We start from the raw sequence: 17,525 nt of genomic DNA on the forward strand, positions 1-17,525 counted from the left end.
TCGACAGGCAACCACACTATTTGGGAATTCCCATGGAAATCAAAGTCAATTTTCTCGACAAACTGCGCCTGGAGGCCAAGTTTGACGACTTCACTGTGCTGGCCGATCAGCCCATTCGTTACAAGGGCGATGGCTCGGCGCCGGGCCCGTTTGATTATTTTTTGGCGTCGTCGGCTTTGTGTGCGGCGTATTTTGTGAAGCTGTATTGCGAGACGCGCGGCATTGCCACCGAGCACATTCGCCTGTCGCAAAACAACATCGTTGATCCTGATAACCGCTATCTGCAGACCATCAAGATTCAGGTGGAGTTGCCGGCTGATATGTCCGACAAGGATCGCCTGGGCATTTTGCGGTCGATTGACCGCTGTACGGTCAAAAAGGCGATTCAAGCGGGCCCCACTTTCATCGTTGAGGCGGTGGACAACCTTGACGCTGACGCGCAGGCCTTGCTCTCGCTTAAGGCCGGTGCGCAAGCGCAGACCCGCATTGCGGGCAAGGACCTGCCGCTGGAGCAGACCATCGCCAACATGACGGCGGTGTTGGCGAATTTGGGCATCAAGATCGAGATCGCGTCTTGGCGCAACCTGGTGCCCAATGTGTGGTCGCTGCACATCCGCGACGCGCATTCGCCGATGTGCTTCACCAACGGCAAGGGCTCCAGCAAAGAAAGCGCCTTGGCCTCGGCGCTGGGCGAATACATCGAGCGGCTGAACAACAACCACTTTTACGCAGGCGTGTTTTTTGGCGAAGACATTGCGCAGGCCGACTTTGTGCACGACCCGCAAGAGCGTTGGTTCCAACCCGGCAAGCGCGACGCGCTGCCCAAAGGCTTGTTGGATGCGCACTGCTTGAGCGTTTACAACCCCGACGGCGAGCTGCGCGCCTCGCACCTGTTTGACACCAACTCGGGCAACACCGAGCGCGGCATTTGTGCGCTGCCCTATGTGCGTCAGTCCGACGGTGAGGTGGTGTACTTCCCCTCCAACTTGGTGGAAAACCTGTTCGTGAGCAACGGCATGAGCGCTGGCAACACCTTGGTCGAAGCGCAGGTGCAGTGCCTCTCAGAAATTTTTGAGCGCGCTGTCAAGCGCGAGATTTTGGAAGGCGAAATGGCTTTGCCTGACGTGCCACCTGCCGTGTTGGCCAAGTATCCCGACATCGTGGCGGGCATCGAGGCTTTGGAGGCGCAGGGTTTTCCGGTCTTGGTCAAAGACGCTTCGCTGGGCGGGGTGTATCCGGTGATGTGCGTGACCCTGATGAACCCGCGCACGGGCGGTGTGTTCGCGTCCTTTGGCGCACACCCCCGCCTGGAGGTGGCGCTGGAGCGCAGCCTGACCGAGTTGCTGCAAGGGCGCAGTTTTGAGGGCCTGAACGACCTGCCTGCGCCCACGTTCATCAGCAACGCCGTGACCGAGCCCAACAACTTTGTGGAGCACTTCATCGATTCCAGCGGCATCGTGTCGTGGCGGTTTTTCAGTGCGCAATCGGACTTTGAATTTGTGGAATGGGACTTTGCCGGACGGGGGGGAGATGCCACCGCCCAAGAGGCCGCCACGCTGTTCGGCATCTTGCAGGCCATGGGCAAAGAAGCCTATGTGGCGGTGCACGACCAGCTCGGCGCCACCGCCTGCCGCATCTTGGTGCCGGGTTATTCTGAGGTGTACCCGGTCGATGATCTGATTTGGGACAATACCAACAAAGCGCTTTTGTTCCGCGCCGATGTGCTCAACCTGCACCGTTTGGACGACGAGGCGCTAGAGGCATTGCTGGGTCGCTTGGAGAACAACGAGCTGGACGATTACCTGGACATCGCCACGCTGATCGGCATCGAGTTCGACGACAACACGGTGTGGGGCCAGCTCACGGTGATGGAGCTCAAGTTGCTCATTCACCTGGCTTTGCAGCAGCTCGAAGAGGCTCACGAACTGGTGGGTGCTTTCTTGCAGTACAACGACAACACGGTGGAGCGCCGCTTGTTTTACCAAGCCTTGAACGTGGTGCTGGAGGTGACGCTAGGCGAGGACCTGGACTTGGCGGATTACGCCGTCAATTTTCGGCGCATGTTTGGCGATGAGCGCATGGACGCGGCCATCGGCTCGGTGGACGGCAGCGTGTGCTTTCATGGCCTCACGCCCACCAGCCTCAAGCTGGAAACCCTGGACCGGCATCAGCGCTTGCTCGACAGCTATAAAAAACTGCACGCGGCGCGGGCGAGTGTGGCAGCGAAGCGGGCCTCGGTTTAAATCTGCCAAGCGCCCAGACAAGCCCTGACCGGGGCTCGTCTGGCGTTCACTTCCCAATCAACTTGGTCACATGCTGCCACCCGCGCAGCAGCCAGCCCGAGCGCTCCACCTCGGCTTGCGCCACCAGTGGGGCTTCGCCCACGGGTTTGCCATTCGATGTGGCGATCACTTTGCCGATGACGGCGCCCTTGGCCACGGGGGCCTCCAAGCCGGGCTTGAGTTCCACGGTGGTCTGCACTTGCATGCCGCGCGGCACGGTCAGCATCCAGGGGGTGCCCAGGCCTGCGGCCACGGTGTCGGCCTTGCCGAAGCTGACTTTGGCCGTGCTGACCACCGCGCCTGGCTGGATTGGGGTGGCTTTTTCGAAGCTGCCAAAGCCCCAGCCCAGCAGGGTGCGCGATTGGTCGGCCCGTGCTTGTGGGCTGTTGGTGTTGAGGATGACCGTGATCAGGCGCATGTCGTTGCGCTTGGACGAGGTGACCAGGCAGTAGCCGGCTTCTTCGGTGTGGCCGGTTTTCAGGCCGTCCACGCTGGGGTCGGTGTAGAGCAGAGCGTTGCGGTTGCCTTGCTTGATGCCGTTGTACTTGAACTCGCGCTCGGCGTAGAGCGGGTAATAGTCAGCGCCGCCCCCGATGATGGCGCGCGCCAGGATGGCCAGGTCTCGCGCGGATGATTTGTGCGCCGGGTCGGGCAGGCCCGTGGGGTTCACAAAGGTCGTGTGCGTCATGCCTAGGCTCTGGGCTTCGGCGTTCATCAGTTTGGCAAAGCCCGCTTCGGAGCCGGCCATGTGCTCGGCAATCGCCTTGGACGCGTCGTTGCCCGACTGGATGATGATGCCGCGCAGGATGTCGATGACGGTGGCCTGGCTGTTCAGGGGCAGGTACATGCACGACTCTGCGCTGGTGCCACGGCACCAGGCGTTTTCGCTCACGGTGACCAGGTCAGTCGGCTTGAGCTTGCCCGAGCGCAGAGCTTGCTCAACGATGTAGCTGGTCATCATTTTGGTGAGCGATGCGGGTGGCAGGGCTTCGTCGGCGTTGGCCGAGGCGAGCACCTGGCCAGAGTCGTAGTCCATCAGCAGCCAAGCCTTGGCGGGCAGCGCGGGGGCATTGGCGGCCAAAGCGTTGTCAGCGGCCAGCGGGGGCAGAGCGCTCACGGCGGCAACGGCCTTTTTGTTGGATGCCGCTTTTTTGTGCGCAGCAGGCTTGGCGGCTTTGGGGCTTGCAGCAAGGCTGGTGGAATGGGGGATCAATGCGCCTGCGGCGATGGCGAAGAGGACAGGGAGGATGGAGGAAGTTTTGGTTTTCATGGCGTCGACGGTCAGAGTCTCTGATTGTCGTCGATCAGCCCCGTGGCTTTTGGCTGCTTGCATCTGGGACTGCCCGAATAGGTCGAGCGCCTCAGGCATGGGTCAGTTGTGAAATATGTTCAGGTTAATAGGCGTGTATGTGCGATATCGCACATAACAAAATTGTTAATTCTTGTATCATTAATCGAGATTAATGGTTTTTTTAGATAGATGAGTATTTCGCCGACATTGAATCGACTTTTGTCAAATATTCCCGAGTTTGAGTTGCAAATACTGACCAGCCAGATGGAGTTGGTCTCGCTACAAAAGGGTCAAACCCTTTTTTACATGGGTGAAGTACCGAGCCATGTTTACTTCCCGGTCACTGCCATCGTGTCAATGTTCATTGACATGGAGGATGGTGCCAGCATAGAGACGTATATGTTGGGCAACACTTGCATGGTTGGTGCAGCGGCTTTGGGCCAGCCCAGCTTTTACCGTGCGTGCGTGCGAAGCGCTGGCTTGGCTTATCGAATGCCTGCCCACGCCATGCTGAGTGCCAGGACGAAATGCCCTGTTTACATGCAGGGTGCGCTTGCTGCGACCAATCGCATGCTCATGCAGCTTGCGCAAGCCATTGTCTGTAGCAAGCGGCACACCATTGAGCAGCAGCTCATCCGCTGGATGCTCATCACCCTGGATCGGACTCCTGGCAATCGCATCCAAATCACGCACCAAGAGCTGGGTGAGGTGCTGGGTTTCAGGCGCGAGGGGATCACCTTGGCCTTGGGGAAAATGACGGCCAAAGGGAACGTCCAGATCAATCGGGGAGAGATTGTGGTTCACGATCGCCTGGCACTGGAGGCGTGTTCTTGTGAGTGTTATTGGATCGGTCAACAACGCAAAAGGCCCTTGACTGCTGTGCGTGGCAATGCCGCAGCTAGCAGGTGGACGGAGTTGACTGAAAAAGCGGGTAGGGCTGGCTATCCCTGATGGTTTTTGGATGCCTCAGGGTGACTTGAATGCGCTCACTTGGCCAGCGGCGCATGCCGGTGGCAGCTGACCAGGTGGTCGTTGACCATGCCGGACGCCTGCATGAAGGCGTAGCAGATGGTGGAGCCGACGAATTTGAAACCGGCTTTTTTCAGGGCCTTGCTCATCGCGTCGGATTCGGTGGTTTGGGCTGGCACTTCGCCCATGCTACGGCGCTGGTGTTGCAGCGGCTGGCCGCCCACAAATTGCCAGACGAAATCGCCAAAGCTTTGCCCTTGGGCTTGCAAGGCCAGATACGCTTTGGCGTTGCCGATGGTGGCCGCCACCTTCAGACGGTTGCGCACGATGCCCGGGTTGGTCAGCAGTTCTGCCGCTTTGTGATCGTCGTAGCGGGCTATTTTTTCAGGGTCAAACTGGTCAAAGGCAGCACGGTAGGTTTCTCGCTTTTTCAACACGGTAGACCATGACAGCCCGGCTTGTGCGCCTTCAAGATTGATCAGCTCGAACAAGGCGAGGTCGTCTCGCAAGGAGACGCCCCATTCGGTGTCGTGGTATTCGCGGTAAAGGTCAAAGCCTTCACACCAGGGGCAGCGTTGCATACAACTCCTTCTTGAAATGTGTGCAGTCTAGCGGCTGTACTTTTGGATAATGTACGTGAGTGGACTCTGCTGCGGGGTCATGCCAAAGTTCAAGGAAAGTCATGCCACTGGTCGATCATCTGAAATACCTGCGTGTTGCGTGCGCAGTGTCTTTGGCCGGCAGCAGCACTGGGGCGGCACGGAAGCTGCATTTGTCACAGTCGTCGGTGACACGTGCTGTGCAGTCACTTGAAGCTGCTTTGCAGCAGTCGGTGTTTGACCGTTCTGCCCTTGGAATGCAGGTCACTGCACCATGGACCGAATTGTTGCAGCGCTGTGTTCGTGCTTTTGAGTATTTGGCCATTTCGCCTGCGTCCAAGATGGGTCTGCCAGAGGCGCAGGGTTGGCTGCGTTGTCGCTTTGCCACTGGCGTCGGTATGCGCCACTTGCGGGTACTCATGTCGCTGGCAGTGACGGGTTCCGAGACGGTCACGGCTGTGCAGCTGGGGGTCAGTCAGTCGGCTGTGCACCAAAGTCTGGTTCAGCTTGAGCATTTCAGTGGTAAGAAATTGTTCACACGCAGTCGGCAGTATGGGTTGCATGTGACCGAGTCTGGCACCCAGGTGATCCATGGTTGCAAATTGTTTGCGGCCGAAATGGCGCAGGCTGATGAAGTGCTGGCGGCACTGTCTGGTGCCGTGGCAGGACGGCTGGCGATCGGTACTTTGCCATTTTCTGTGGGGCCTTTGTTGCCCGTTGCGGTCAATAGGACCATGCAGGCTTTGCCAGGTTTGCAGGTGACGGTGGTAGACGGTACCTATGATGCGTTGATTGACAAGTTACGGGATGCCGATATCGATTTGATCGTAGGCGCTTTGCGGCCAGACTTTGCCATCCAGGGGCTGATGCAGGAAACGCTGTTTGTGGATGGCTTGGCGGTGGTCGTGCGATCGGGTCACCCTTTGGCTTTGCGTAAAAAGCTGTCTTGGCATCACTTGGCTGACGCGCAATGGATCATGCCCATGCCTAATACCCCTGCGCAAAAAGTGTTTGAGCGCACGCTGGCTCGGGGTGGTTTGTCTTTGCCTGCAATCGAGCTAAGGGTCAACAGTGCATTGATGATGCAGTCCTTGTTGATGCAAAGCGACCGCTTGGCCATGATGTCTCCGCGTCAGATTCAAAGCGAAATACAGGCGGGTTTGCTGATGGTTTTGCCTTTGGCTGTGCCCGATGCGGTTCGGACCATTGGCCTGATACGCCGTTCGGGCATTTTGCTGACGCCGGGTATGAGTGCTTTGCTTGAGGCTTGTCGTCAGGTGGCTTGCGAATTGGTTGGTGAAAACCCTTTGTATAAGTCAAACGCATAGCTTTTTCCAGAATAGCATTGGACACCCTTTATGGTGTGTTCAATCATGGCAAATAAGTTATTCAACAGGAGACACACATGAAAAAACGTTTGATTTTGGGGTCAATCGCCGGCTTGGCACTCAGTGCCGCAACGGGGCTGGTGCAAGCCCAGGACAACACATTCAAGATCGGTCTGGTCTTGCCCATGTCTGGGCCGTTTGCCTCTACAGGCAAGCAAATGGAGTTGGCGGCGCGGCTTTATGTGGCGCAACACGGTGATACCGTTGCTGGTCGAAAGGTGGTGTTGATTGTCAAGGATGACACAGGGGCGCCTGATGTGACCAAGCGCATTGCGCAGGAATTGGTCATCAACGACAAGGTACAGGTGCTGGCGGGTTTTGGTCTGACACCTTTGGCCATGGCCACTGCACCCGTTGCCACGCAGTCCAAAACGCCGCTGGTGGTCATGGCTGCTGCCACATCCATCATCACGGAGGCCTCGCCTTTCATTGTGCGTACCAGCTTCACGGTGCCGCAGGTGGTGACCGTTCTGGCTGATTGGGCCACCAAAAACAACATCAAGAAGGTCGTCAGTCTGGTGACCGACTATGCGCCGGGCATCGACTCCGAAAAGTACTTTAACCAACGGTTCATCAACAACGGCGGCGTGGTGATTGAAACTTTGCGAGTGCCGTTGCGCAGCCCGGATTTCGCCCCTTTTCTGCAAAAAGTGCGTGATGCCAAACCCGATGCCTTGTTCACCTTTGTTCCGGCGGGTGTCGGTTCGGCTTTGATGAAGCAGTTTGCTGAGCGGGGTCTGGACAAGGCGGGTATCCGCCTGATTGCCGAAGGCAGCGTGACCGACGACGACATTCTGAACAGCATGGGCGATGTGGCGCTGGGCGTGGTCACGGCACACCATTACTCGGCAGCGCACAAATCGGCTTTGAACAAGAAGTTTGTTGAGGCTTTTGGCAAGGCCAACAACGGCCTTCGTCCGAACTTCATGGCGGTGGGAGCTTATGACGGGATGCGCGTCATTTACGAAGCAGCCAAAACCACCAAAGGCGCTGGTGGTGAAGCCTTGCTCAATGCCATGAAGGGCCAGGCATTTGAGAGCCCACGCGGCCCGATTTACATCGACAACCAGACGCGTGACGTGGTGCATAGCATGTATGTGCGTCGTGTGGAGCGTGTGGGCGGTCAGTTGTGGAATCAGGAAATTGAGACCGTGACCGACGTGAAAGACATTGGCAAAACGCGCTGACCGTCAAGCCATGAACGCATTGCCATTGCTTTTGGTGCCGGGTTTGATGTGTGACCACACCGTGTGGGCGCCTTTGCTTCCATGGTTGACCGCTGATCGCTCTTGCACCGTGGTTGACCATGCCGATGCGGATGCTTTGCCGCAAATGGCCCACCAGTTGCTCGCATCAGCGCCCCCTCGGTTTTTGCTGGCGGGGCATTCCATGGGCGCCCGGGTCGCTCTTGAAGTGCTCAGATTGGCGCCTGAGCGCGTTCGGGGCGTGGCCTTGATGGATACGGGTTTCTTGCCCAAGCCGCAAGGGAGCGCCGGGGACGACGAGTCGGCCAAGCGCTTGGCTTTGTTGCAGATCGCCAAAGAACAAGGTGTTCGCGCCATGGCACAGCAATGGGTGCGCGGCATGGTGCACCCCGACCGGTTGGGCGATGCCGAATTGATCGAGCGCATCCTGGCCATGTTTGAGCGCAAGAGTGCCGGGATTTTTGAGCGGCAAATTCGCGCTTTGTTGTCACGGCCCGATGGCTCTGACGTGTTGCGCAGTCTGCGTGTGCCCACACTTTTGATGTGCGGTGCCCAGGATGCGTGGTCACCTCCCGCCCAGCACGAAGCCATGCAAGTTTTGGTGTCGCCAACGCTGGTCCAAATGGACTTGATTGAGCACGCTGGACACATGGCACCCATGGAGCGCCCCGCTGAGGTGGCTGCGTCGCTGTCGCGCTGGCTTGTGCGTTGCGCCTCTGTGGTGCTTGAGGCTGAGGGCCATTGAGATGGATGTTTTGGCGTTGTTGCAAGCAGAGAGCCAGTGCCGCGATCTGGTCATCGCGGCAGCTGAGGCGGTGGACGGTCAGCAATACGAGACGTTCGCTGATTGCTTCACCGAAGAGGCCGTGCTGCAACGCCCGGGCGGTGAGCCATTGAACGGGCGCGTTGCCATTTTGGCTTCTTATGCCAATAAAAGCCGTGACCGCTTGACTCAACATGTGTTGTGCAACCACCGCGTTGTGGTGGACCCATCGGGTTTTGCCGAGTCGTCTTGCAAGGTGCTGCTTTATGTCAGTGACAGGCGCCGTGAGCATGTGCCTGAAGGCCGAATGGCAGACAGCAAGCACCATGTGGGGGAGTTTCGGGATCGCCTGATTCTCACGACCGATGGGTGGCGCATTCAGAGCCGCAAAGCCTGGTTCGAGTTGCAGGTTGACGCACGGAGCGAGTCACCACCGGCCTGACGCGCCACCACCACCAAATCCGCCACCACCGCCTTTGAAGCCGCCTCCAGGGCCATTCCCAGGGCCACCTCGCCCACCCAAGCGCGCCCGCAGCAGGGCCGCAATGCCGATCCAAGTGGTCAGCAGGGTGATGCCACCAGCCATCAAGGCCAGTGAAAACACGCCAAGCAAGAACCAGGTGACAGCACCCACAATGGCGGCCGTCATGACCGAGCCTGGAAAGCGGCCCAGCACGGCCCGCAGTACAAAACCGAGCAAGGCGCCAGCCACGATGATCCAAGTGATGTTGTTCCAAGGGTCTTGAGGTGACTTGGCTGTCGGAGCGGGCAGCGCTTCGCCATCGATCACGCGCATCATGCGTTGCACGCCTGCCGAGATACCTCCGGCAAAGTCTTGCTGGCGAAAGCCCGGGGTGATGACTTCTTCGATGATGCGTTTGCAGGTGGCGTCGTTCAGCGCGCCTTCCAGCCCGTAACCCACTTCTATGCGCAGGGTCCGGTCGTTTTTGGCGACCACCAAAATCGCGCCATCGTCCACCTTTTTACGGCCCAGCTTCCATTGCTCTGCCACGCGCAGGGCATATTGCTCGATGGTTTCGGGCTGGGTGGTGGGCACCAGCAACACGGCCAGCTGGCTGCCTTTGCGCACTTCAAATGCGGCCAGTGCTTGTTCAATCTTGTTTTGCTGTTCCTGCGTGAGCGTGTGGGTTTGGTCAATAACATGGCCTGTCAGAGGGGGCACCGGTACCTGTTGTGAGCCCGCTTGCACGGGCGTTTGCCTCACTTGGGCGCTGCAAAACGGCCCACCCATGAGTGCGCAGAGCAGGATCAAGCCGCTGGCGGCCCGCTGCCAAAAGCTCACTTTGAAACACCGGGTTGGGGTGCCTGTGGGGTGGTTGCAGGCGCGAAATTGACGCTAGGGGGTTTGGTAATCGCTTGTTCGTTCTCGACCGAGAAGTTGGGTTTTTCTTTGTAGCCCAGCGCCCATGCGGTCAGGTTGGAGGGGAATGAATGCACCGTGACGTTGTAGTCCTGTACGGCTTTGATGTACCGGTTGCGGGCCACGGCGATGCGGTTTTCGGTGCCTTCAAGTTGGGCTTGCAGATCAATGAAGCCCTGATTGGCGCGCAGGGTGGGGTAGTTTTCTGCTACGACCAGCAAGCGCGACAGGCTGCCGGACAGTTCTTTTTGGGCTTGCTGGAATTTCTGGAACGCCTGAGGATCGTTGACCAGTTCGGGCGATGCCTGAATGGATGTGGCTTTGGCGCGTGCTTCGACCACGGCTTGCAAAGTGCTTTGCTCAAAGTCAGCCTGGCCTTTGACCACATTGACCAGATTTGGGATCAGGTCGGCCCGGCGCTGGTATTGGCTGAGCACTTCGGACCAGCTGGCTTTGACCTGCTCGTTGCCGCTTTGAAACTGGTTGTAGCCGCAGCCGGTAAGGCTCAAGGTGGCGACCATCAGGAGCAGGGCGCTCCATCGTTGAAATACAGATTGCATGGGGTACCTCGCATGTCAGGACAGGTGAATGTGTCGGGCGCCGTTTTATGGCTCGGTTTCTGCCACCTTAAACAGGCAGCTCGAACTTCACAGTGCGGTCGCAGACGTTTGCGCTGGCGCAGACCGATGCGCAGTCTTGGATTTTTGTTGATTTTATAAAAATGTAACTATAATTAGTTTAGTCAATTCAAAATATAAAAATGTTCAGAAACCGTCACATACGAACCGCGTTGGCATTGGTTTTCATGACCCTTGTGCCTGCGTTCGCTTGGGCATTCAAGGATGGCGTGTGGCGCCTTGAGCCAGTGTCATCGACGCATTTGGTGGAGATTGCCCAAGGGTCTGAGTTGTCAAAGCTGGGTGCCCGTTATCGGGTGGGGGGTTTTGAAACTGCAGGAGGTCAGTGGGTTGGTTTTGACCAGTGGTACCGCCCGAAATGGACGGACACACGTGCAACCTGGATGACCCAGCTCTCACCGGAATTTGGCATGCTTTGGGGCTTCAGCACCGGCGAGCAGGCTGAAAAATACAGAATTTCACCCGGGTTGAAGTTGGGCTTTGTTTATCAGGCCAAGGTGGATTTGCGCTCCCATTTTTCGGTTCGTGCTACGTCGGTCGTTGGCGGGCGAATGAAAGAAAAAACCTGTACCGCCAACTATGGCGATATCGGTGGGATCGAGCAGGTCAATTGCAGGTTGGCTGCCACGGAGATGGCCCCCGCTGAAACATTGAATTACCTGACCAATGCGCTGCCGCCAGATCGGCACAACATATGGGTCAGATACACCGTTAATTTTTAAGTTTTGTCAGTACAGAGGTTCCCCATGAAAATCATTCGCCTTGTTTCTTTGGTCACCATTGGCTTGCTGGCCTTGACGGCAGCCCATGCACAAAAATCCGGCCCATCCAAAGGCGCGCCTGCACCTCAATTGCAAACCTGGATGAGCCCGGAAGTGGGAGATGCGTGGGCTGCGGGTTACAAAGGCGCGGGCGTGACTGTGACGGTAGTCGATGATTTCCGCAGCAACCAAGGCCTGTACGGCAATCTGGGTCAGGGTACCCAATTGCTGCGCCATGGCGAGTGGACTTTGAAAGAGGCCAGCATGATTGCGCCATCTGCAACCCTGCGTTCGCAAGATTTCAATTCGGGGACAACGGTTGGTTTGAACCGCGGCATGAATGTGCTGAATTTGAGCTATGGCATGTATGCCCCGGCAGGCTACACAGCCTCTCAAATCGGCTGGAGCGCGCAAGAAACATCCATCATCAGCTACGCCCAGAATGGCAAGGCCGTCATCTCCAAGGCTGCGGGCAACGATGCCATCGCCATTGGCTCGGCCAATGCATCGGGCAATGTCGATTACCTGAACGTGGCGCTCAAAGGTGCCCAGTCCGCGATCTACGTGGGGGCCCTCAACACCAATGGCACAACGAGCGCGCCAGCCACCCTGGCTTATTACTCCAACACGCCGGGCGCTGATGCACAGGTTCAGCAGCAGTTTGTGGTGGTGGGTGTGGACGGCGCCAAAACAGGTTTGTACGGCACTTCTTTTGCCGCGCCTATCATCACAGGCTATTCAGCCATTTTGAGCAGCAAGTTCACCAGGTCAACGCCCACCCAAATTACCAACCAGTTGTTGAACACGGCACGTCAGGACACGATCTCTGGCTACAACCCGGCAACACACGGTCGCGGTGAGGCCAGCATTACCCGCGCACTGGCGCCCATCAGCATCCAATAAAGACCCTGTCAGGTCGGGCGGTGAGTTTCTGCCCGTTTCTGAACCCATCCAAGCAAGCCCTGCAGTGCGCGCGTCCTGTGTCGAGCGCGTCACCCTGTAAGGCTTGTCTGCTTTAGGATGCCTGGCATCGAAAGGTCTTTGATGCCCCATCTTCTTTCCGCTTCTTTTCGCCGCTTGGCCTGGTCCAACTTGTTGGCCCAGTCGGCCGAACAATTGAGTCTGGCGGCTGTGCCCATCGTGGCGGTGCTGCTGCTGCAGGCCGGGCCGGGCGAGATCGGTTTGCTGGCCTCCATCCAGTCGCTGCCATTCTTGCTGCTGTCCATGCCTTTGGGTTTGCTGGCCGACCGCACCTCGCGAACCCGACTGATGGCTTTGGCCGAGTCGCTGCGGGCAATGGCTTTGCTGCTGTTGCTGGCGCTGATCGTCACGGGGCATGTGTCGATTGCCGCTTTGGCCATCATTGGCTTTGTGGCGGCGGTGGGCACGGTGGCTTTCAGCGTGGCGGCACCTTCTTTGGTGCCTGCGCTGGTGAAAGTCGAGGGTTTGGCGCAGGCCAATGGCCGTCTTGAGCTGGCACGCAGCGCCGCGTTTGCGGCAGGCCCAGCTTTGGCCGGGGCCTTGATCGCGTGGACCGGCGCATCTGCGGCGTTTGTGCTTTCGGGCATGTTGTCGGTGTTTGCGGTGCTTTGTTTGCGGGGTATTCCTGAGCCTGAACGTGCCCCCATGCCGGCGCGCCACCCTTTGCTGGAACTGCAGGACGGGGCCAGGTGGGTGTGGAAGAGCGATTTGCTGCGGCCTATCGTGTTTTGCGCCATCGCTTGGAACATTTCGTGGTTCATGTTGCAAGCGGCCTATGTGCCCTATGCGATCCACGACCTGGGGCTGGACGCGAGTGGTGTGGGCGTGACACTGGCCTGTTATGGCGTGGGCATGATCGTGGGCGCTTTGCTGGCACCGCGTGTGGTGCGAGCGCTGCCTTTTGGGCAGGCGATTTTGCTGGGGCCCTATTTTTCGGTGCTGGCGGCGGCCACGATGGCCATGACCTTGTTCTGGCCGTACGGCTGGTTGGCCGCGCTGTCTTACTTTTTGTTTGGTGCGGGCCCGATCATCTGGACCATCACCTCAACCACTTTGCGCCAGACGGTGACGCCTCGCGCCATGATCGGGCGGGTCACGTCCATCAACATCGTGGTCAGCACAGGCGCACGCCCCTTGGGGGCAGCGCTGGGCGGTGTGGTGGGGGTGAACTTTCCGGTCTCGGTCAGCCTGTGGTGTGTGGTGCTGGGCTTCGGGCTGCAGGCCATCATCATCAGCGCATCCAAGGTTCGTACCCTGAAGCGCTTGCCCGACCCACTGCCTGACTGAGCCAGGCTCGGTCGGATCGGGCGTTCAGCGCGGCAGCGTCATCAGCGGGATGTCTTTGGCCGCGGCCAGTTTGTCGAGCTGGGCGCGTGTCTGGCCGGCCAGGAAAGCCTCGATGGCTTTGCGCGTGGCAGGCTTGAACAAGTCTTGCACCGGGTGCGCCAGCTTGACGCCAGCGGCTTCGCACAGACTCACAGCGAAGTGCGGCTCCAGTGCGGCCACGGCCACTCGGCCGTTTTTGCAGGCATACATGCGGTAGCCCGCGTGCGCACCGCCCACCGCGCCGTCGGGCGTGGTCATGCGCAGCTGGCGGGGCAGGGCCAACCAGGTGGCGGCATCGGACAAGGCCACTTCGTGGCGCGAGCCTTTGCCCGTGGTCTTGAGCGAGATGAGTGCCTTGAGCGTGGCTTCGCTGGCCATGAGCGCGCCGCCCATGTCGGCAAACAAGCTCGGGGGCAAGTCCATGCCGTTGACCAGACCGGCTTCGGCCTGGTAAGTCAAATCGTGCCCGGGAATTTCGGCCAGTGGGCCGGGGGCACCCACCACTTCGATCAGGCTGAGTGCGGGGTATTGCTTGTGCAGGGCCTTCCAGCTCAGGCCGAGCTTGGTCAAAGCCGAGGGGCGGAAAGATGTCAGCAGCACGTCGGTGGCGGGCAGCAGCTTGTGCAGCGCGGCTTGGCCTGCTTCGGTCTTGAGGTCCAGTGTTTTGTGCTTGATGCCTTTGTGCAGCAAGTCGTAGCCGCTGGGCGTGTAGTGCTGCATGGGGTCACCCGAGGGCGGGTTGACCTTGGTGCAGCTGGCGCCCATGTCGGCCAGACGCATGAGGGCGGCGGGGCCGGGCAGGTTGAGGGCGAGGCTCAGGACGCGCGTGCCGCGCAGGGGTTTGTTGGTGCTCATGGTGCTGATCATTTTAGGAGGGCACTTGGTCGATGGCTGCCAATGCGCGACACCCCAGGCATTGGCCTCCCACAGGGACCGCCGCCAGTAGGCGGTGTTTCTCCAAAGAGATGATTTACTGATCGCCAAAGTCCAGCGGCAGGCCCACGTAGTTCTCGGCGATGGTTTTGGAGCCCGATTCGCTGTGGATCAGGTAATCCAACTCGGCATCCTGGAATTTTTGACCAATCTCGCCGTTTTCTGGAAAGTGGTGCATCAGGCTGGTGAACCACCAGGAAAAGCGCTCGGCGCGCCAGATGCGGCGCAAGCAGCGCTCTGAATACGCGTCGATGCCCGCTTCGGAATTGTCCTGGTAGTACTCGATGATGGCGGTGGACAGGTACTTCACGTCGGTGGCGGCCAGGTTCAGGCCTTTGGCTCCTGTAGGCGGCACGATGTGCGCGGCGTCACCGGCCAGGAACATGCGGCCAAAGCGCATGGGCTCGGTCACAAAGCTGCGCAGCGGGGCGATGCTTTTCTCAATGCTGGGGCCAGTCACCAAATGTTTGCGCGCTTCGGGGTCGAGGCGCTTGCGCAGCTCTTCCCAGAAGGCTTCGTCGCTCCAGTCTTCAACCTTGTCGGTCAGGGGCACTTGCAGGTAATAGCGGCTGCGCGTGGCGCTGCGCTGCGAACACAGGGCAAAGCCACGCGTGCTGTTGGCGTAAATCAGTTCTTCGTGCACGGGCGGGGTGTCGGACAGCACGCCCAGCCAGCCGAAGGGGTAGACCTTTTCGTATTCCCGGATTTTGTCTTTGGGCGCGCTGGCGCGGCACACGCCATGAAAGCCGTCGCAGCCCGCGATGAAGTCGCACTCGATGGTGTGGGTCTTGCCGTCTTTTTCGTAAGTGACGCGGGGCTTGGCGGAGTCGAACTCGTGCACCTGCACGTTGTGTGCGTCGTAGACGGTGGGCAAGCCTGCCGCCTGGCGCGCGTCCATCAGGTCGCGGGTGACTTCGGTCTGGCCGTAGACCATGACGTTTTTGCCGCCCGTGAGTTGGTTCATGTTGATGCGGTGGCGCGCGCCCTTGAACAGCAAATCAAAGCCGCCGTGGATCAGGCCTTCCTTGTGCATGCGCTGGCCCACACCGGCTTCGTCCAGCAGGTCCATGGTCACCTGCTCCAGCACGCCTGCACGAATGCGAGAAAGGACGTAATCACCGCTTTGGCGTTCCAGAATGATGGCGTCAATGCCGGCTTTGTAAAGCAGTTGGCCCAGCAGCAGGCCCGAGGGGCCTGCGCCAATGATGGCAACTTGCGTGCGGGTGGCTTTGGTCATGGATTTGTCTCCGTCAAGGGGGTGTCAAAACTGTGATTGCAAGCTTAGGCAATGCCTGCTCTTTTGACTGACTGATTGTTCAGACTTTGTGCGATGATTCAATTGATTGTGCGAATATCGCGCAAATTGACGCACATCAAAGTGATGTTCAGCGGAATACATCTCCCCGACATGTCACAAGCAAGGCCCATCATGCCCATCGCCAAAGCAGATTACATCGAAGGCCTGGCCAAAGGCTTGGCCGTGCTTGAAGCCTTTGACACCGAGCGCCAGCGGCTGAACGCCACGCTTGCCGCACAGCGCACGGGCATCACCCGGGCGGCAGCACGGCGGCATTTGCTCACCTTGGCCGAGCTGGGTTATCTGGAAACGGACGGCAGCCACTATTGGCTCTCGGCGAGGGTGCTGCGCTTTGCGGGCAGCTACATGGCCACTTCACGTTTGCCACGCACACTGCAGCCCACGCTTAACCGGCTGGCGCAGCAAACACAGGCCGCTTTCAGTGCGGTGGTGTTGGACGGTGGTGAGGGTGTGATCGTGGCGCGCAGTGCGGGTGTGGCCGAACCGGTGCGGCACCAGGCCTATGGCTTGCACCTGGGCGCGCGCCTGCCTGCGCATGCCACCTCTACTGGGCGTGTGCTGCTGGCCAGTTGGCCCAAAGCCGAATTCAATGCCTGGCTCAAGGGCCGTGAGTTGGCGCGCATCACCCCGCAAACCGAAGTGGGCTTGGCCCGATTCAAGACCTTGATCGACAAGGTGCGGCAAGACGACCACTGCCTGGCCCGCGATGCGCACGAATTGGGCATTCACGCGCTGGCCGTGCCGCTGCGCAACATGCAGGGCCAAACCCTGGCCGCACTCAATGTGGTGGGCACGGCCGAGCAATTGTCGGATGCCGCTGTCGAGCGCAAGTGGTTGCCTTTATTGCTGGAGGCGGCGCGGGAGTTGCGGCCTTTGCTCTGATGGCTTTTGATGGTGGTCTTGCGAGCATTCGGCCGCAGGGGCTGCCTCCCACAGAGACAGCTTCCCGCAGGGATCGCTCCGGCACGGGCGGGGTCAAACCCCCAGATGCTGCTCCAGCACGCCCGGGTCGTCGTGCAGGGCTTGAGACGTGCCTTCAAACACGACCTCGCCTTTGACCAAAATCACATTGCGGTCGGTGATTTGGGTGACGTGTTTCCAGTTCTTGTCGACGATGATGGCGCTGATGCCGCTTTGCTTGATGAGGCTGCAGATGCGCCAGATTTCGCGGGCGATCAGCGGGGCCAAGCCTTCGGTGGCTTCGTCCAGGATCAGCACATCGGGGTTGGTCATCAGTGCCCGGCCGATGGTGAGCATCTGCTGCTCGCCGCCCGAGAGCTGCTGGCCGCCGTGGTTCAGGCGCTCGGTCAGGCGTGGGAAGGTTTCCAGCACGCGTTCATAAGTCCAGTCGCGCTGACCACGGGTGCCTGCCCGGGCTGCCATCTTGAGGTTTTCGACCACGCTCAGGTTGCCAAAGATGCCCCGGCCTTCGGGCACATAGGCGATGCCCAGCTGCGCCACTTCAAAGGTGGGGCGGCCGTTCATGGTCTGGCCCTTGATCTGCACGGTGCCGCTTTGCGGCGGCACGATGCCCATGATGGACTTGAGCAGGGTGCTTTTGCCCATGCCGTTGCGGCCCATGAGGCCGATGGTTTCGCCACGGGCCACGGCAAAGTCGATGCCGCGCAGGATGTGGCTGGCGCCGTAATAGGTGTTCAGGCCTTGGGCGTTGATCAACAGTTCGCTCATC

At 59.2% G+C, this 17,525-nt stretch carries 17 protein-coding genes; 10 read left to right on the forward strand and 7 right to left on the reverse strand.

Going from position 1 to position 17,525, the window contains the following annotated elements; genetic code table 11:
- The first annotated feature begins 32 nt into the window (after window positions 1–32).
- Window positions 33–2,243 carry an OsmC domain/YcaO domain-containing protein gene (locus ACZ5VE_RS05475; protein WP_464457017.1) on the forward strand — a complete coding sequence of 737 codons (2,211 nt, stop codon included), beginning with the start codon at window positions 33–35 and terminating at the stop codon, window positions 2,241–2,243.
- A gap of 46 nt (window positions 2,244–2,289) precedes the next feature.
- Here the strand turns inward: ACZ5VE_RS05475 and ACZ5VE_RS05480 are convergent, their stop codons facing one another.
- Window positions 2,290–3,552, reverse strand: a complete 1,263-nt coding sequence (locus tag ACZ5VE_RS05480) for a D-alanyl-D-alanine carboxypeptidase family protein (RefSeq protein WP_464457018.1) — start codon at window positions 3,550–3,552, stop codon at window positions 2,290–2,292.
- 327 nt (window positions 3,553–3,879) lie between these two features.
- On the opposite strand from ACZ5VE_RS05480, the gene ACZ5VE_RS05485 reads away from it, so the two are divergent.
- Window positions 3,880–4,524: a Crp/Fnr family transcriptional regulator gene (locus ACZ5VE_RS05485; protein WP_464457446.1), complete on the forward strand. Its 645-nt coding sequence runs from the start codon at window positions 3,880–3,882 to the stop codon at window positions 4,522–4,524.
- 35 nt (window positions 4,525–4,559) lie between these two features.
- Here the strand turns inward: ACZ5VE_RS05485 and ACZ5VE_RS05490 are convergent, their stop codons facing one another.
- Entirely contained in the window at window positions 4,560–5,123 is a 564-nt protein-coding gene (locus ACZ5VE_RS05490; protein ID WP_464457019.1) for a DNA-3-methyladenine glycosylase I, read from the reverse strand.
- A gap of 101 nt (window positions 5,124–5,224) precedes the next feature.
- On the opposite strand from ACZ5VE_RS05490, the gene ACZ5VE_RS05495 reads away from it, so the two are divergent.
- The 4 genes from ACZ5VE_RS05495 (at window position 5,225) to ACZ5VE_RS05510 (ending at window position 8,939) form a co-directional block, all read left to right on the forward strand.
- The gene (locus ACZ5VE_RS05495) at window positions 5,225–6,469 is read left to right on the forward strand and encodes a LysR substrate-binding domain-containing protein (RefSeq protein ID WP_464457020.1); all 1,245 of its coding nucleotides are present in this window, start codon (window positions 5,225–5,227) and stop codon (window positions 6,467–6,469) included.
- Window positions 6,470–6,546: 77 nt separating this feature from the next.
- A complete protein-coding gene (locus ACZ5VE_RS05500; RefSeq protein ID WP_464457021.1) occupies window positions 6,547–7,716 on the forward strand; it encodes an ABC transporter substrate-binding protein in 1,170 nt (389 codons plus the stop codon).
- 10 nt (window positions 7,717–7,726) lie between these two features.
- The gene (locus ACZ5VE_RS05505) at window positions 7,727–8,479 is read left to right on the forward strand and encodes an alpha/beta fold hydrolase (RefSeq protein ID WP_464457022.1); all 753 of its coding nucleotides are present in this window, start codon (window positions 7,727–7,729) and stop codon (window positions 8,477–8,479) included.
- A 1-nt stretch (window position 8,480) separates the two neighbouring features.
- The gene (locus ACZ5VE_RS05510; RefSeq protein ID WP_464457023.1) at window positions 8,481–8,939 is read left to right on the forward strand and encodes a nuclear transport factor 2 family protein; all 459 of its coding nucleotides are present in this window, start codon (window positions 8,481–8,483) and stop codon (window positions 8,937–8,939) included.
- On the opposite strand, the gene ACZ5VE_RS05515 is transcribed toward ACZ5VE_RS05510, so the two are convergent.
- Window positions 8,925–9,749 (reverse strand): TPM domain-containing protein, encoded by an 825-nt coding sequence (locus ACZ5VE_RS05515; protein WP_464457447.1) that lies wholly within the window; start codon window positions 9,747–9,749, stop codon window positions 8,925–8,927. The two genes, ACZ5VE_RS05510 and ACZ5VE_RS05515, sit on opposite strands and share 15 nt — an antisense overlap.
- Before the next feature lie 47 nt (window positions 9,750–9,796).
- Window positions 9,797–10,438, reverse strand: a complete 642-nt coding sequence (locus tag ACZ5VE_RS05520) for a LemA family protein (protein WP_464457024.1) — start codon at window positions 10,436–10,438, stop codon at window positions 9,797–9,799.
- Window positions 10,439–10,683: 245 nt separating this feature from the next.
- Between ACZ5VE_RS05520 and ACZ5VE_RS05525 the strand changes: the two genes are divergently transcribed.
- The 3 genes from ACZ5VE_RS05525 (at window position 10,684) to ACZ5VE_RS05535 (ending at window position 13,545) form a co-directional block, all read left to right on the forward strand.
- A complete protein-coding gene (locus ACZ5VE_RS05525; protein WP_464457025.1) occupies window positions 10,684–11,238 on the forward strand; it encodes a hypothetical protein in 555 nt (184 codons plus the stop codon).
- 24 nt (window positions 11,239–11,262) lie between these two features.
- A complete protein-coding gene (locus ACZ5VE_RS05530; protein WP_464457026.1) occupies window positions 11,263–12,180 on the forward strand; it encodes a S8 family serine peptidase in 918 nt (305 codons plus the stop codon).
- 141 nt (window positions 12,181–12,321) lie between these two features.
- Window positions 12,322–13,545, forward strand: a complete 1,224-nt coding sequence (locus tag ACZ5VE_RS05535) for an MFS transporter (protein ID WP_464457027.1) — start codon at window positions 12,322–12,324, stop codon at window positions 13,543–13,545.
- A 24-nt stretch (window positions 13,546–13,569) separates the two neighbouring features.
- Here the strand turns inward: ACZ5VE_RS05535 and ACZ5VE_RS05540 are convergent, their stop codons facing one another.
- Window positions 13,570–14,439, reverse strand: a complete 870-nt coding sequence (locus ACZ5VE_RS05540) for a CoA transferase (RefSeq protein WP_464457028.1) — start codon at window positions 14,437–14,439, stop codon at window positions 13,570–13,572.
- Window positions 14,440–14,554: 115 nt separating this feature from the next.
- On the reverse strand, window positions 14,555–15,754 hold the full coding sequence (gene pobA, locus ACZ5VE_RS05545) for a 4-hydroxybenzoate 3-monooxygenase (RefSeq protein ID WP_464457029.1): 1,200 nt from the start codon (window positions 15,752–15,754) through the stop codon (window positions 14,555–14,557).
- 192 nt (window positions 15,755–15,946) lie between these two features.
- On the opposite strand from pobA, the gene ACZ5VE_RS05550 reads away from it, so the two are divergent.
- Entirely contained in the window at window positions 15,947–16,717 is a 771-nt protein-coding gene (locus ACZ5VE_RS05550) for an IclR family transcriptional regulator domain-containing protein (protein ID WP_464457030.1), read from the forward strand.
- Between the two features lie 93 nt (window positions 16,718–16,810).
- Here ACZ5VE_RS05550 and ACZ5VE_RS05555 read toward each other — a convergent pair whose 3' ends face one another.
- The gene (locus tag ACZ5VE_RS05555; protein ID WP_464457031.1) at window positions 16,811–17,524 is read right to left on the reverse strand and encodes an ABC transporter ATP-binding protein; all 714 of its coding nucleotides are present in this window, start codon (window positions 17,522–17,524) and stop codon (window positions 16,811–16,813) included.
- Between the last annotated feature and the right edge of the window lies 1 nt (window position 17,525).

This window comes from Limnohabitans sp. INBF003 (assembly GCF_055396645.1).